The 14,041-nt window shown below is 51.7% G+C and carries 9 protein-coding genes; 1 reads left to right on the top strand and 8 read right to left on the bottom strand.

From position 1 onward, the window contains the following. Positions 1-1,841 precede the first annotated feature (1,841 nt). From CSQ89_RS16385 to CSQ89_RS16405, 6 genes are all read right to left on the bottom strand, one after another. Positions 1,842-2,927 (bottom strand): DUF6708 domain-containing protein, encoded by a 1,086-nt coding sequence (locus tag CSQ89_RS16385; RefSeq protein WP_099407182.1) that lies wholly within the window; start codon positions 2,925-2,927, stop codon positions 1,842-1,844. Further along, a complete protein-coding gene (locus CSQ89_RS22150) occupies positions 2,924-3,160 on the bottom strand; it encodes a hypothetical protein (protein ID WP_139022953.1) in 237 nt (78 codons plus the stop codon). Before CSQ89_RS22150 ends, CSQ89_RS16385 begins: the two co-directional genes overlap by 4 nt. A gap of 159 nt (positions 3,161-3,319) precedes the next feature. Next, a complete protein-coding gene (locus CSQ89_RS16390; RefSeq protein ID WP_099407183.1) occupies positions 3,320-4,408 on the bottom strand; it encodes a hypothetical protein in 1,089 nt (362 codons plus the stop codon). Next, complete coding sequence (locus CSQ89_RS16395; protein WP_099407184.1) at positions 4,405-7,389, bottom strand: T6SS effector BTH_I2691 family protein; 2,985 nt, start codon at positions 7,387-7,389, stop codon at positions 4,405-4,407. Before CSQ89_RS16395 ends, CSQ89_RS16390 begins: the two co-directional genes overlap by 4 nt. A 30-nt stretch (positions 7,390-7,419) precedes the next feature. Next, complete coding sequence (locus CSQ89_RS16400) at positions 7,420-8,385, bottom strand: DUF4123 domain-containing protein (RefSeq protein ID WP_139022954.1); 966 nt, start codon at positions 8,383-8,385, stop codon at positions 7,420-7,422. 10 nt (positions 8,386-8,395) lie between these two features. Beyond that, positions 8,396-11,356 (bottom strand): type VI secretion system Vgr family protein, encoded by a 2,961-nt coding sequence (locus CSQ89_RS16405; RefSeq protein ID WP_099407186.1) that lies wholly within the window; start codon positions 11,354-11,356, stop codon positions 8,396-8,398. Between the two features lie 376 nt (positions 11,357-11,732). On the opposite strand from CSQ89_RS16405, the gene CSQ89_RS16410 reads away from it, so the two are divergent. Further along, positions 11,733-12,641 carry a hypothetical protein gene (locus tag CSQ89_RS16410; RefSeq protein ID WP_139022955.1) on the top strand — a complete coding sequence of 303 codons (909 nt, stop codon included), beginning with the start codon at positions 11,733-11,735 and terminating at the stop codon, positions 12,639-12,641. Between the two features lie 144 nt (positions 12,642-12,785). On the opposite strand, the gene CSQ89_RS16415 is transcribed toward CSQ89_RS16410, so the two are convergent. Both CSQ89_RS16415 and CSQ89_RS16420 read right to left on the bottom strand, forming a co-directional pair. Further along, positions 12,786-13,292 carry a hypothetical protein gene (locus CSQ89_RS16415; protein WP_099407188.1) on the bottom strand — a complete coding sequence of 169 codons (507 nt, stop codon included), beginning with the start codon at positions 13,290-13,292 and terminating at the stop codon, positions 12,786-12,788. Beyond that, positions 13,289-13,810 carry a glycoside hydrolase family 24 protein gene (locus CSQ89_RS16420; RefSeq protein ID WP_099407189.1) on the bottom strand — a complete coding sequence of 174 codons (522 nt, stop codon included), beginning with the start codon at positions 13,808-13,810 and terminating at the stop codon, positions 13,289-13,291. The genes CSQ89_RS16415 and CSQ89_RS16420 overlap by 4 nt, the downstream gene beginning before the upstream one ends. Between the last annotated feature and the right edge of the window lie 231 nt (positions 13,811-14,041).

The raw sequence follows: 14,041 nt of genomic DNA on the forward strand, positions 1-14,041 counted from the left end.
ATCATTTACCGCCACGGTGGCATCGTCGCATTTGCAAACAAACATCAAGGTTATCAAGCAGTTTCTGCCCGTAGACATACAGCTGAGCCAAACCGATAACAGTGCGGTGCAGGTAGACCTATCCTAAACCCCTCTTCATCGCTGAAACACGTACAACGGGCGAAGTACAGACTAAGGAACACAGTTGGGCAATCGTCTTACAGTGCATCAGATGAGTACAAGCCCATACCAAGCAGACACCAGTTCAAGATCTACCACAAGCAGCCGTCAGCAGGATGAAGCACAGCGCAATAGCCAGAATGTAGATGAGTACATAAGGCTACAACCTGCTTAGCACGAAAAACATGGTAGCTCGAAGTCCTCCTTACCGCAGTTTTCGGGCAGCATATGGGCCCGAATCATAGCTAAGCAGCAAGATCATGAACTGGTTCTCAGTGCTATTTAAATTGCGGCAGGAACAGCAGCAACATTGTTCTGACAAGGTGGCCGCATGACGCCTTGCATGACATCTTGCAATGCCTGTAGCTTCTGCTCAGGGCTTAGATCTGATCGCTGACCTATTTCCCTTAACGTTTTAGTCACATAGTTCTGTACAGCTTCGCGATTTGTTCAACCTACCACTTGATCAATTTCCAGAGCGTTAAGTAATTGCATGATTGCCTCACGTATGAGGTTGAAAGGAGCCAATCCGAGGAGCGATTTGGTGCTGGTTGATGCACTATATTAGTAACTGTTAATACGTAACAGTTCCCAGTATGCGACTATACTCGTCTATACCAATCTCTCCTACAGATTACTGCACCCCACACATAGAGCTCGTCATGATAAGCGCCTGTTATGGCCTTTCAAAAGTCGCGCTCAAAATTTGTTTACGATCTATTGCACAGTCGTAATGCGGTCATTGAAAGCTGGGCTGCAAAGCGGGAGCCAACAGCTAAGAAGGCCACTATGAATATCGGCACCATTAGCCTCATCACACTCCAAGATTTAATCGCCGGCGAAGTAACCTCGGTCTGCGACGGCGTTGAGTAATGTGCCCCCATTTCAACAAGCCTGATTTCGATCTCATTGAGTTGCACTATTTACACCTTGAGCAATTCAATTTTGTCTTTCAGTCGTGCGGTCTTGGCTTTGGCAAAATCAGGTTGCTGTTAATCAGGACGTTACCACGGGATGGTAAGCAAAATGACCGGCGGTTTCGAGATCAACACCGGCAAAATCTAGCTCGCTAGACTTTGAACTGGTTCTTAACCGCCACCAGCATTTTGGTGTTTTGCTGAACGTTCCGCAAAAACCAAAGATGAAAAGGAGTTACGTTCTCACGTGACCCCTAAATTCTTGGTGCGACATCGAAAAAGCCTGCGCTTACCACCTGCAATTGTTACTTCAAAGAACAGAGCCCCACCATCTGAAAGTTGATAGGGCTTTCTTTGGGCTTAGCCTGACGAACGGTCAAGTCGGATAGCGGCATTTGTATTTACCAAGCTGTATACCAAATTTTGGCCCATTTTGAATTGGTACACATTTTGGTACACAAAAACCATGGATTTGGATAGATCCCCCTGGACGGGTATGGACAAGAAAAAAACCCGCAAAGCGTGAAGCTATACGGGTTTTTAGACTTTCCTGAACTTACCAGGACAGTGTACTGGTGCCGACTGCCGGAATCGAACTGGCGACCTGCTGATTACAAGTCGCAAGGTCGATTTCTAAGCTGTTGATTTACAAATAAATGCTACGTTTGCCGCGCAGCATTTTCAGTCAAATTCAGCCACATTCCGCCTTGAATAAGGCTCAGTCTGTCAAAGTTTTGTCACACTGCCAGAGTACCCAAACGTCAATCACCTAAATGCAATCAACCGAACGAGCCACACCCAAAAGAGAGTGCCTAAACCCAAGCAAACCGTCATCCAAAGTGCTATGTATCGTGCAGCTTTTGACCGTATGGCCATATCTTCTGGTTGGGCTGGGCGTACTTGGTACGGGTTAGGTTCACTAATTGCGACGGGTAGCCATTCAGCCGGCAATTTGACGCGACGGCGTATCAGCATTCGGAATACGTTCATTAAGAAGGCCGGCGCAAAGGCAACCATCATAAAGCTGATCCAATGATTGAATTGGGGGAAGCCATTGCGATACCGCAAATCCGCCATTAACCCTTGCCGCTCGTGGAATTCCCAGTAAGGCCCCTCGTCGAGCATGCGGGCTTCAAAACCGCCAGCTGGCGATAGTTCAACCTCGGGCAGGCTTTCTGGCTTGTCTTCCATATAGCGGCGGATAAATTCCCACATTGCATGACAATTTGCCCAGCCTGAATATCCTGTACTTAAGACGAAGCCATATCCTTTTTTCTGCTTCTGCCCTTTGGGCAAACTGTCTTCCCGTTCAACTAAGGTTAGGTAGTATTGCCGCTGTGCACCAGCAGAAAGATTTACGCTATATAGCAAGAAAGGCTTAACTTTTTTCCAATCTAATGCAATCGGCTTTCCCTTATGCGACCCGAATATCAAACCTTTTCTACGATTAAATATCACTGGGCAGGGCGCAGGCGCGAAAATACCAAAATATACAATGTAGGATGCAAAGCATATAGCTCCTACTCCACCTAAAAGAATAAATATATCCAGTATCCACTCGAATACTCCAGAACTTCCACCATCCTCTCCCGTACTAGCAAACATCATCTTTACAAATACAAAAGTCATATATGGTAAAAAAATAAGTCCAACTATTTGAAATAGCAGCCCTACCCCGACTATGAAACTCCCCTGAGAATGACTATCAAAAATTAAAGTTTCACTATCCAGCCGAGTAATTACCCCGTGCCCAGCACTTGGCGCTTCTTTAACCGGTAATTCCACCTCATCACAAAAGCCGGTTAATTTTAATGGCGCGGGTCGTTTTACCTTAGTGATATCTAAAGTCATGCCTGATTCTCCACCACAAATTCAGGCCATGTTTTTTTGTCTGGCTGATAAGTCACAGAAACTTTCAAATTATCAAAGTAGGCAACGTCGGTGACATCTTTTGCCACAGAACCCGCACGAATAAACTGTTTGCCACGTTGTTTTGGATAGCGGGGAAAACTCTGACAATGAATGAGCAGACGTGACTTAGCAGGCTGTTGAAAAACGATTCTGAGTGGGAGGAATTGACTCAAAGCACCCCGCCAACGACCTAGAATGCTCAAAGATTAAGCATGTTTTGCTTGTTTTTTAGGCAAAATGGCATGATTTTTCGCATTTTGCGAGCCTCATGTGGGAGCCAAAATCGTTTTTCAACAGCCTGTTAGATACAAGAACACGTCTGTGAACTTCTTTCATCTAAACGCAATCAACCGAACGAGCCATACCCAAAAGAGCGTGCCAACACCTAAGCAAACTGTCATCCAAAGCGCGATGTATCGTGCAGCCTTTGAACGTATGGCTAAGTCTTCTGGTTGCGCTGGACGGACGTTGTAGGGGTTGGGTTCCGTAGTTGCAGCCGGTAGCCATTCAGGCGGCAATTTGACGCGGCGGCGTATCACCATGCGGAATACGTTCATTAAGAATGCTGGCGCGAAGGCAACCATCATAAAGCTGATCCAATGGTTGAATTGGGGGAAGCCATTGCGATACCGCAAATCCGCCATCAACTCTTTACGCTCGTGGAATTCCCAGTAAGGGCCCTCATCGAGCATGCGTGCTTCAAAACCGCCAGCTGGCGATAGTTCAACCTCGGGCAGGCTTTCTGGCTTGTCTTCCATATAGCGGCGAATAAATTCCCACATTGCATGACAATTTGCCCAGCCCCAAGTATGGCCCGTGCTCACCATCAAGCCATGCCCTTTTTTCTGCTTTTGTCCTTTGGCAAGGCTATCGTCTCGCTCTACTAATGCTAAGTAATATTGCCGTTGTGCGCCAGCTGCGAGCATCACACTGTGCAGCAAGATTGGCTTAACTTTCTTCCACTCCAATGCAATGGGCTTACCTTTATGGGAACCGATCACCATGCCCAAACGTCGATTGAATATGACTGGGCTAGGTGCAGGTAATATTACGCCTAGATAAATTAAATAGGCCCCAAAAAAAAGACCACCTACTCCCGCTAACATAGCGAATGAAATCATGAACCAAAGCATCTCTCCTGGATGAGTTCCAAAAGAATCTGGTTTAAGTAAAAATGCACTACTTACATCAAATATCATATAAGGCAAGAAAATAAGGGCAACCACTTGCGATAGCAAACCTACTCCGACTATGAAACTACCTTGAGGCTGCCCATCAAATACTAAAGCCTCGCTATCCATTCTGGTAATCACCCCATTACCTGCATTGGGTGCCTCTTTTACCGGCAATTCCACCTCATCACAAAGTCCGGTTAGTTTTAATGGCGCTGGTCTTTTTACCTTAGTGATATCTAAACTCATGCCTGATTCTCCACCACAAATTCAGGCCATGTTTTCTTGTCAGGCTGGTAAGTCACAGAAACTTTCAAATTGTCAAAGTAGACAACGTCGGTTACATCTTTGGCCACCGATCCCACGCGAATAAACTGCTTACCGCGTTGTGCAGGGTCTCGGAATAAATCCATTGGAGGGAGCCGCAATGTCATCTCCCCATCAATCAACAGTTGTTTATCCTGCACCTTCCCATCGGCAGAGCTAACCGGTGCAGAATGGCTATCATACTTTTCGACTTGTTCTTCGCCATTGATTTTGAACAGGCTGGATTTTAATAGGCGCGTCGTACCGAGCGTATCCTTACCAGAAAGCTCCACTCGAATTGCCGAATGCTTCGCAAAATACGGCACGCTAATGGTATAGAAGCCATGCAACATGCCCGCTTGCCAGCTAATTCTCATCTTGATGCTGACAATGTAAATCGCACTTCTAAACGCCGTTATTTCCTCTTTACCATCGCGGTAAGCCGACTTACTGTCAGTTCGTATCCGCTTACCAAATCGACTACGATCCACCCATTTCTCTAATTCGGTATCAGTTTTTTCCGCTGCACTATAACCTGTTGCCATAGCAGTAAGCGCAAGTATTAGACCAATACCTACAGCAATAGGAATCCCAATACCAGTGACGCCGAATGCTGCAACAATACCTGCAACACCAATGAATGCAGCAGATATGCCTGTAATGACACCAGTTGCTTTTGTCAAATTACCAGCATCTTCATCTCCCTCCTTGGAGAGTTTACTCCCCTGCCGCCAAAGGTAATGAGCATCCACCATCCCACAAACCAAACCAAGAAATGCTGCACTACCACCTAATAACCTGAAACGCAGCGTCTCTAAGCCGGCTTGCCTCATCAACTCATTGGATGCCTTGATTTCCAGGGTTACAGCGATACCGGTTAATGCCGCCGTGCCTACGCTGGCGAACCCACTTTCCACTGCCAATGCATCAGCATCCTTACCTTTCTTCAGCTCGTCGGTAAGCTGGCTCCACGTATTAAAGAAACTGTAGAGCGTCATTAAGCCTGTCCCCGCCGAAAACGCCCTATCCATCTTGGCAATGCCCACTTTTCTTTCCAGATCGGTAAGCGGGTTGATTTTCAAGTCTGCCGATAAGGTCAGGTCGTCGGGTTCCAGCTTGAGCCGATGCAGCAGCTTTTCCATTTCCTTGTCAGGCGCTTGGCCAGGCTGAAGCTTATGCGCCACCCATAGACTGAAATTCATCACCCCGTCTCGGCCTGACAGATCCACCATCAAGGCACCGTCCATGGTGGAAACGGTTTTCCGCAGCTCTTCACCGTTCAACTTGTTGGGATCAATACGTTTGCCGCCACCACCAGGCAACACATTGCCTTGCACGAGCGGGATACGCGCCGAAGGCTTGCCGATATAGGCATCCTGCACCCAACGCACATACTGGTGCACACGGGCGGTCATTGTCTTAGGTAGAACCACGATATCGCCACGGCTGGCCAGGATCGTGGCCATACGGGCGGCGGTCTGGTGGTACTTCTTCAGGCCCGAACCATCCTTGCCGCGCAGCCAGATCAATTGCGCTGCGAGTGTTACGGCAATCTTTTCGGTGGCGACGGCGTAGCCTCGCTGCTGGGCGCGCTGGCTATTCGCCGTGTGCAAGACATCATGCAAATGCGCAAACCATTCGCGTTCCTTAAAAATGTCCTTGGAACCCTTGGTTAAATCGAACGTCTTGTCGATCTTCTCCACGGCGAGGAACGCCAGCACCGACTTATCAGCAGCGGTTGCTGCCTGCCAAAGCAGATTGGTTGGGTCTTTCGGGTCTTTATCAAACCAGGGCTGCCAGACCTTTTCCCGTTCCTGCATGGTGGTGCCCGAACCCGCCGTGCACAGCACAAAGCAGTTTTCCAATGCCAGCCCGCTGGCCACATTGGCAGAATCGAAGTCGGACGCAAACAAGTCAGTAAGACGCGGCGCAGTAATCCACACCACATAGTCGCTAGAGCATGTGTCTATCCGCTTGGCCAAGTCTCGCTTGGCTTGCAGCTTCTTCAAGACCGGATCAAGTTTGCTGTTATCGATATGCTTGGCGTAGCGTTCCCAAGGGTTATCCTTGGCCGCCTGCATGCTTTTGCGGATGTCTTCGACAATCCCGGCAATCAATAGGTCGTCCCGGTCTTTGGCCGACAGGTTCTTATCGATCAATAAGACTTGTTCGGTAATGTCGTTTCTTGCGCTGTTGAGGGTAGCGGTAATGCCTACCGGATCATGCAAGGCCATGATCAAGCCTGGCTTGGCCAACTTGCCGCTCATGGCCAGCATGGCGTTGGCCAGGTTTTCTGCATCGCCGCTACGATCAATCAGCGGCGACGTTGCAGGCAGGCGCTTGTTCAGCATTTGCACTGCTGCGGGCTTGTAATCAGCAATCCATTGCTTCATTGCCGCTGCGCTAGCTACCTCGGCGTGCTCAAATGCACTGCCATCCACGGCGGCGATTTTCTGCATCCGCTTTTCAGGGGCCTTGGCGTGCTCCGCCCTGACTGCTTTGGTCCAGGGGTGGCGGCTATAGGCAATCCAAACCGGCCCGGTCAATTTGTCCGGGCGATCAATACAAATGGCCTCGACGCCACTATGTGGGTTTTCGGTTTGGACCTGGCAGCGGGCCACGTCGGACTGTGCCGGCAACGTGGCGGGCATGTCCTCTATCAATAGGTCCGGGTAGTAACGTGGAAAACCTGCCACGTCGACCATGAACCCTTTCCAGACCTTATTGGGATAGAGCAGATAGATATAGCCAGGGTCCAGCCTGCGCAAATAATAGCGGTTATCCTTAAGCGCCTTATCGGTGACGCCGGCACCGAAATGGCCACCTAACTGCGGAAGCGCCGTATCTTCCTTCGGTGCGACGGCATAGATAACCGGCAGTATGGCCAGCCCTTTACGCTGGCAGCGGTTACAAGGTTCACTCATAGCTTGCATTCGCCATCTTGGTAAGCTGCATCATTGAACGTTGGCATGTGTCTGCCCTTTGCCTTTGCGCAGCTCTTCGATAAAGGATTCGTCCCATGTCTGGGAGATTTCCGTAAAGGTGGTGTCTTCACTGGCCTTGGCTGCTTCCAGGGCGGTGCGAACCCTCGGATGGGTATCGAAGTGCGGATGGGTGGTCAGCGCAAAATAGGCAAAGCGTAGAACATCGGATTCGCTAGCCAGTCCCCACACCAACGCTTGATTAGCCAAGCGTTCCAAGGTGCCGTGGTCGGGTTGTGCTTCCAGCCCCCAATCGGGGACAAGCTGCACCAGCCGGTTTGCCCAGCCCAAGGCCGTCAACGCACGCCACTGTGGCCCATCCAATACCCATCGGCGGGCGGCATCCTGCTCACCCGTCCTATCCGGTCCGTTCTTGCCTAGCGATGTCAGTTGAAGCGCACCATTGGCTTGTGGGGTATACGCCCACCATGCCGTTGCCCCTATCTCCGTCAGTAAGGCGGACATTTCCCCCTCGCCAAGCACGCGGGGTAAGTGGGCGGTTACGCGGGGGTCCCAATAGCGGAATGACACCGTCTGCACATCCGGTACCGACAGTACTGCACGACGTGCCAGCGCTGATGCCAGATTGGCTAACGTTTGACCTGGTGTAGCGACAAGCCAGGCACAGAGGCTGCGCGGGCTGCCATCGGGTAGATCGTATGCGCCTAGCCCTTCTTCCAAGCCAAGACGCAGGCTGGCATTCAATACCTTTTCATGGCGAGCCGCACTATCGAGTGCCAACAGGTAAGGCCGTCGATTCGGGGGTATCGCCTGGATAGGTATCGATTGTTTGGGCAGCGCGGCAGCTTCAGCCATGGTGGCGATAGGGTCGTGCAGTGCAGGATCAACCAACAAATACAGGTGTTGGGCGTCGATCAATGACTTGATTGCGGCATCCAAGGATTGGATAAGCGCGTCAGGATTGGCTTGCGTCGTCATGGTTGCTTTCTTATCCTGCCGTGAAGGGTCCGCCAGCACCGGCGGCAGCACTGAGCCTTAGCGCACAACCCTTGATCTGGCTGGTTGGCATTTTCTCGGCCTGGTGGCTCGCGCCTGCCGGACCTTCCCAAATCTTCTGACTCGCCTGCATCTTTAAGCCGTTTGGCACATACAGCGTGATATTGCCGCCTTGCAGTTCCAGGCCCGCACCTTGGGCGGTGAGCTTGAGTACGGTCGGGCTGGCAATCAAAGCATCGGCGTTGGTGCTTACCGTTATCGCCTGCTTGGCATTCAGGTCGGCCTTGGCTTTTTGCGCCTGCACAATGGTTTGCCCGCTGGCGGCCAATAAGCGTATGCCTCGGGTCTGCTCGGGCTGCTTGCCGTCAGGTTTGGTACCGCCAGCAAAGACGCGCAACCCTTCAGACGCGTTGATACCGAGGGTGTCTTGCGCACCGATCTGCAAATCTCGTCCAATCAATGCCAAGTGTTCGCTGGCGTTGATGCTGGCTTGTCCTGCCGTCAGCCAGCCGATGCCTTTGGGTGCACTTTGGATCAACTCCGGCCGCGTCCAGGCGGGTGCGCCCTGATTGAAACCGGCCAGGCTGCTCTGCAATGCCTTGAGGTTTTCCTCGACGGGTTGCTTACCGGCTGCCTGCTCGTCGGGCAGCTTGGCGCTGTGTTTGTCTGCGCGTTCCAGGATCGCATTCAAGCGTTCGCGTTGCTGGGTAAGCGTCTGTTCGGCTTCCTGGCTATCAAGCTGGCCACCGTTCGCATTGGGCCTTGCCTGCGCGCTGATCAATAGCCCGTGGCCAGCGCGAACAGCGGCATGCGCCCGGGTTTCCAGGCTCGCGCCGTGGCTACGCGCTTCACGGCGTGCGTTGTCTTGCTGGTGCCGGGTTTGGCCAAGTTGCAGCCAGGTGTAGGCTTGGGTGGTGCCCAGCTCAGCACGTGGGTGATCGGGGTGGTCGTCAAACACGATCTGATTGAAGCCCCCGGCCTGCTTGTCGCTCTGCCCGGTCTGGCTATGGCTGATGGCTTGGGTTTTGATACCGCTGATGCTGTCGGGATGGGCATGTTCAGCCGTGTCGCCAGCAAACCAGATCGGCGCATTGGCGGTGATGCGGCCATCACTACCCGCCTGCTCGTTGTGTTGTGCATCGGTGTTACCGGTACCGTTGTAGGCCGCGCCAACCACAATAGGCCGGTCGATGTCGCCATCCAGAAAGTTAACCAATACCTCCTGGCCAATACGCGGGATAAAGCTGCTGCCCCAGTTGCCACCGGCTGCCGGTGCGCCAACACGCACCCAGGCCCATGCGCGTTCATTGGCGGGGGCGTTATCGTCACCCGTGCTATGCGTCTGCCGGTTATGGGCGCTGCCGCCGCGTTGCCAGTGAAACTGCACTTTGACGCGGTGATTGCGGTCGGTATCAATCGGCAGCCCGCCCAGGCCGACCACCGTCGCGGTTTGTATGCCCTGTACGGTGGGCCTGCTATGGTAGCTGCCGGTTACGGGTGCAGGCGCAAAAGGCGTATCGACTGATTCACCCATGCCAACAGCAGCACGGGCATATAGGCAGACAGCGTGATTCCGGTAGTGCTCGGGAAAGTCTTCCGCTTCCTGATTCAGACTGAATTCCCTGTTTAGGGTGGCTTTGAAGTCAGCGCTCAGGTTGTTGCGGCCCTGATGGTGGACGGACAACACACGAAAGCGTGATTCCTTGGGGTAGCGGTGATGTTGGCTCAACGAAAATACTTGGCCAGGGGCAAGGCTGCGTACCGTGCCCCCAGCGAAAATACGCCGCCCTTGTACTTGATAAGCCGCCAGCAGGTTGAAGGCGCGGCGTTCGCCGTCGTCTACACCTGCCCAGCCGTAATGACTGATATGGTCGTCCAGTTCGAGCTTGTGTCCATGGTATTGAACAGGAATGCTGGCCTCTACCGCCTGGTTGCTTAGCGTTCTGTCATCGTAACTGAGCAAACGCACCTTGCTAGGGACCATCTGGCGGTGTTCCTGCCATTCTTGGAAGGTATCGCGCCCACCTGGGCCTGCACCCAATGCCCCCGCCATGGCGGCCAGGCCGTCGCCCCCCTCGACGGCGGATGCGCGGTGAAAGCGCAAGGGGGATTCCGTGTTATCGACACAAGCGGCATCAAGGCCGAGCCGGTCACTGATAACCAGTGTGTGTTTGCCTAAGCTGGCGCTACTCGTATCGCCTTCATGTTCGAACCAGCAAACCAGTCCTTCGTCTTCGATCAGCCGATGAACAAAATGCCAATCCGTTTCGCGGTACTGAGTAAGTAGGCTGCGCTTGGGGTATTTGTCCGCCAAGGCCAACCGCCAAGCGGGAGCCAATGCGCCCTGCCCCTGGTAATCGCTAAAGAGGCTATCCAGTATCTCGGCAACGGTTTTGTCCTGAAATACCCAGCTATCGCGCCGTTGGCGTAAAAAGCTTAGCCAGGGCTCAACGATCAACCGATAGCGCGCCAGGCCGCCATTACTGCCTAACGCCTGTGCTTCGCTGATGTGGCCATGGATAGGACGAAGACTGGTACGGCTGCTGCTGGTCTGAACTTCCAGCAAGACCGGCGCACCGAGTAGACTATGCAAGTCAAGCCCACTGGTGGCGCTTAAGACGGTGATTTCAAATCGATAGCCACATAACAGGCTGCTGCCATCACTCGCGGCAGGATCATCGCGCAGGCTGGACGGCAAAGGCAAATGGCCTAGCTGTTGGTTGGGTTTGGCGGATTGCGCCTCTACCGGAGAACCTACCGGGAAATGCTGGGGATTAGGCAATAGCACATCGCCCTTGGGCAACGGAGCACCAATGATCTGTTCTACACCATCGACACGTTCAACGAGTAGCGCATCGTTTCCGAGCTTGGTATGCAGCCGATAAAGACGCTCGGTGCTTTGCCATTGGTTTTGTTGGTCGAGGAACTGCGAAAGCAAGGCAGTAGACGACATAGCGAAGCGCCTCCGGGCCAGACAAGTTTGTTATTTTGAGGGGGGCATGATGCCGCACGGTTAGGTAACACAAAAGGCAAAATCACCTAATAGTTGCCTACCTCTACAAAATTACAAATCTGGCGCAGCGCCGCACTTGCGCTTTTCACCTATAGCGCAACGCGCTGGCACCTGCTGCAGATCAAAACAACGCTTCATGGGCTAGACCCTGACCCAAGGTGATTTCACGCTGGCAGATTTGGCCGTCTATATCTTCAGTCTCTAAGAACAGGAATATTGCAGTTTTAGTATATTGCAATAATTAGGAGAGACTATGTATGTTCATAGAATTGTAATTGATGCAAATCAAATAAATCGAAGGGGAAATATAGCTGCTATGAATGAGCTTGAAACCTTTCATCATGCGGGCTTGATTGAGATATTTGCAACCTCAACTCTCCCTTTTGAGTTTGAAAATTTTAAGTTTGGTAAAGAGAAAGCAAGAAATTACCATGTTCTTGGTAGTAATGGATATTGGCAAGCTTCATCAGGTACACGTCCTATAGCATTCTGGGGAACAACATCCAGGGAATCACAATTTGAAATAATAGCTAGTATTGTATTTGAAAGTGAGTATCCTCAACTCAACGAAAATAGTAGATTGGATGTTTTACATATTGATCAAGCTTTTCAGCATAATGTTGATTTCTTTGTCACTGATGAAAAGAAAATCCTAAAAGCAGCATCTAGGCTGGAATTTAATGGCATTAGAACTCGTGTCTGCAATGCGGAAAAGTGTTTAGAACTAATACGGAGTTATTTTCTTCATGAACTAGGGTCGTTAGATACGACTGTGTTAGCTGACCGGCTGCTCAGTTTACCTCCTATTCTGCTCGGCTCATATCCTGTTGGGGAGATAGCTTTCATTGAGCAGCGTACAGGGGAAATATTGCTTGGCTTTAAACCTGATCCTGTAGGTGTTGCAATTACATGCAATCTATATTCGGACGACGGTATAAAAGACCTTTCAATCGTACCGAACAAAGAAACAGTTCATTTTCGCAACGGAACCATACTAAACATGGCCCCTTATCCATCAATCTTGCTACTTGGTAATGTCACGTGCTTATCTTTTTCGATTATGAAAAGCAGTAATCCGTTAATGTCTGCCAGAGTTCTACAGAATGGAAAGCTACTGGTTTATGACCTTGATCTACATAGTTCTACCGGGGCTAGCGCTATTAAGGTCACCGGGCAGGATTTAGTAGTTGACCTGTCAATAATTCAAATCTCAGCTAATGGTTAATGGTTTTAGGACCTGTAACCAGAAAAGATGTAGTCGTTGCCTTTTACCCACGGTGAACTATATTTCCAATCCCTAACTGGTATTACCACCTCAATTAGCGCGCCCCTCCTGGCGCGCTTTCTTTTTATCCATTGCCTTTTGCTCTTACCCCTGTGGGATAGCGGTTTGCTGTCTAACCCACGTCTGCAAGTCCGTCAATTGCCGGGCGTTGTCTTGGCAGGCGGCGTAATTGCGGGTGACGGTGACAAGTGCGTCATCGCTTGTAAGCGCGCTGGCGGCCGCATCAACGCTGCTGGCGGTACCGGGAATGACGGACAGTGCAGCGACGTCGTGGTGGCGCACCCACTCAGGGTCCAAGCGGCACACAACATGGCTAGGATTCGCCACATAACGGATGACCTCCTTTTCAATCGTTCGATAAATCACGCGGTCGTGTGCCCTGCCCACTTCATGGGCCTGGGCAATCTGCTGGCTGATGGCGGCCTGCTGCCGCTCAACTTTCACTACGTTTTGCAGCTGGGCCAACTGCATTTCTGCCTGGCCGGCCTGCTCATCAATGCACCCACGCAAGTACGCTGCGCCACCGATCACCAACACCAGACACAGCCAGCCTAATAGGCGGTAAGGCCAGGGAATCAAGGCGTTGATCATGGTTGCGCCATGGCTTCCGCCAATTCGCCGCCCGCTGCCTGGTAGGCCGCAAGCAACCTAGCCAAGCTGTGCTCATGCTGGCCATAGCCTGCACCAGGCAGACTGGCCCAGATATTTTTCACCTGCTTGATGGCGGCTTCGATCTGGCCCGCTTGGATCAAGTGCAATGCGCCACGCTCGCGTATCTGCTGAATCGCGATGCGGTCCTGATTGATCGGGCTGAAGTCGCTGAGCCCCAACTGTTTGCGGTAAGCGTCGTAGTAACGGGCCAGCAGCTGGTAACGGCCTGCTGCCGTCGAACCAATACCGAGTTTGGGGAACTTCACCAACTGGCGCGGGTGGTCTTGATAACTGTCGAACAAAACGGGCTGGCGCGGTGTACTGCCCACGATGACGTTATAGCCGTCGTCGGTCTGGGCCAACAGCGCAGTACCTTCCGATACGGCCAGCATGTCTAAAAAGGCGAGTACATTCGCTCCCCCGGCTTCTGCCGGGGAAATACGGGCTTTGCTTTGCATGGTTTGCTTTCAGCGTTTCAAGCGTTGGCCCCTCATTCCTGAGGGGAAAATAGGAAGTGGTAGGACTAATGTGGAGGCGGTACCGTAATCAGCCATGCCATCAAGGTGTAAAACAGCGTGCAAAACTTTCCAGATTCCAGGGGTAAACAGCGTTCAATAGTTTCCACCCCTGGGTGTGCAACCATCCGGTGTTTCTGCCGGAGAATCTGGGGTGATAAACATGAATCTCAT

It is taken from the genome of Chitinimonas sp. BJB300, assembly GCF_002735695.1.
Taxonomy (GTDB): domain Bacteria; phylum Pseudomonadota; class Gammaproteobacteria; order Burkholderiales; family Chitinimonadaceae; genus Chitinimonas.

Excerpts from the sequence above, each read along its gene's own strand:
- CSQ89_RS16385 (WP_099407182.1), bottom strand. The coding sequence starts at position 2,927 with ATGACTTTAGATATCACTAAGGTAAAACGACCCGCGCCATTAAAATTA.
- CSQ89_RS16390 (WP_099407183.1), bottom strand. The coding sequence starts at position 4,408 with ATGAGTTTAGATATCACTAAGGTAAAAAGACCAGCGCCATTAAAACTA.
- CSQ89_RS16395 (WP_099407184.1), bottom strand. The coding sequence starts at position 7,389 with ATGAGTGAACCTTGTAACCGCTGCCAGCGTAAAGGGCTGGCCATACTG.
- CSQ89_RS16400 (WP_139022954.1), bottom strand. The coding sequence starts at position 8,385 with ATGACGACGCAAGCCAATCCTGACGCGCTTATCCAATCCTTGGATGCC.
- CSQ89_RS16405 (WP_099407186.1), bottom strand. The coding sequence starts at position 11,356 with ATGTCGTCTACTGCCTTGCTTTCGCAGTTCCTCGACCAACAAAACCAA.
- CSQ89_RS16410 (WP_139022955.1), top strand. The coding sequence starts at position 11,733 with ATGAATGAGCTTGAAACCTTTCATCATGCGGGCTTGATTGAGATATTT.
- CSQ89_RS16415 (WP_099407188.1), bottom strand. The coding sequence starts at position 13,292 with ATGATCAACGCCTTGATTCCCTGGCCTTACCGCCTATTAGGCTGGCTG.
- CSQ89_RS16420 (WP_099407189.1), bottom strand. The coding sequence starts at position 13,810 with ATGCAAAGCAAAGCCCGTATTTCCCCGGCAGAAGCCGGGGGAGCGAAT.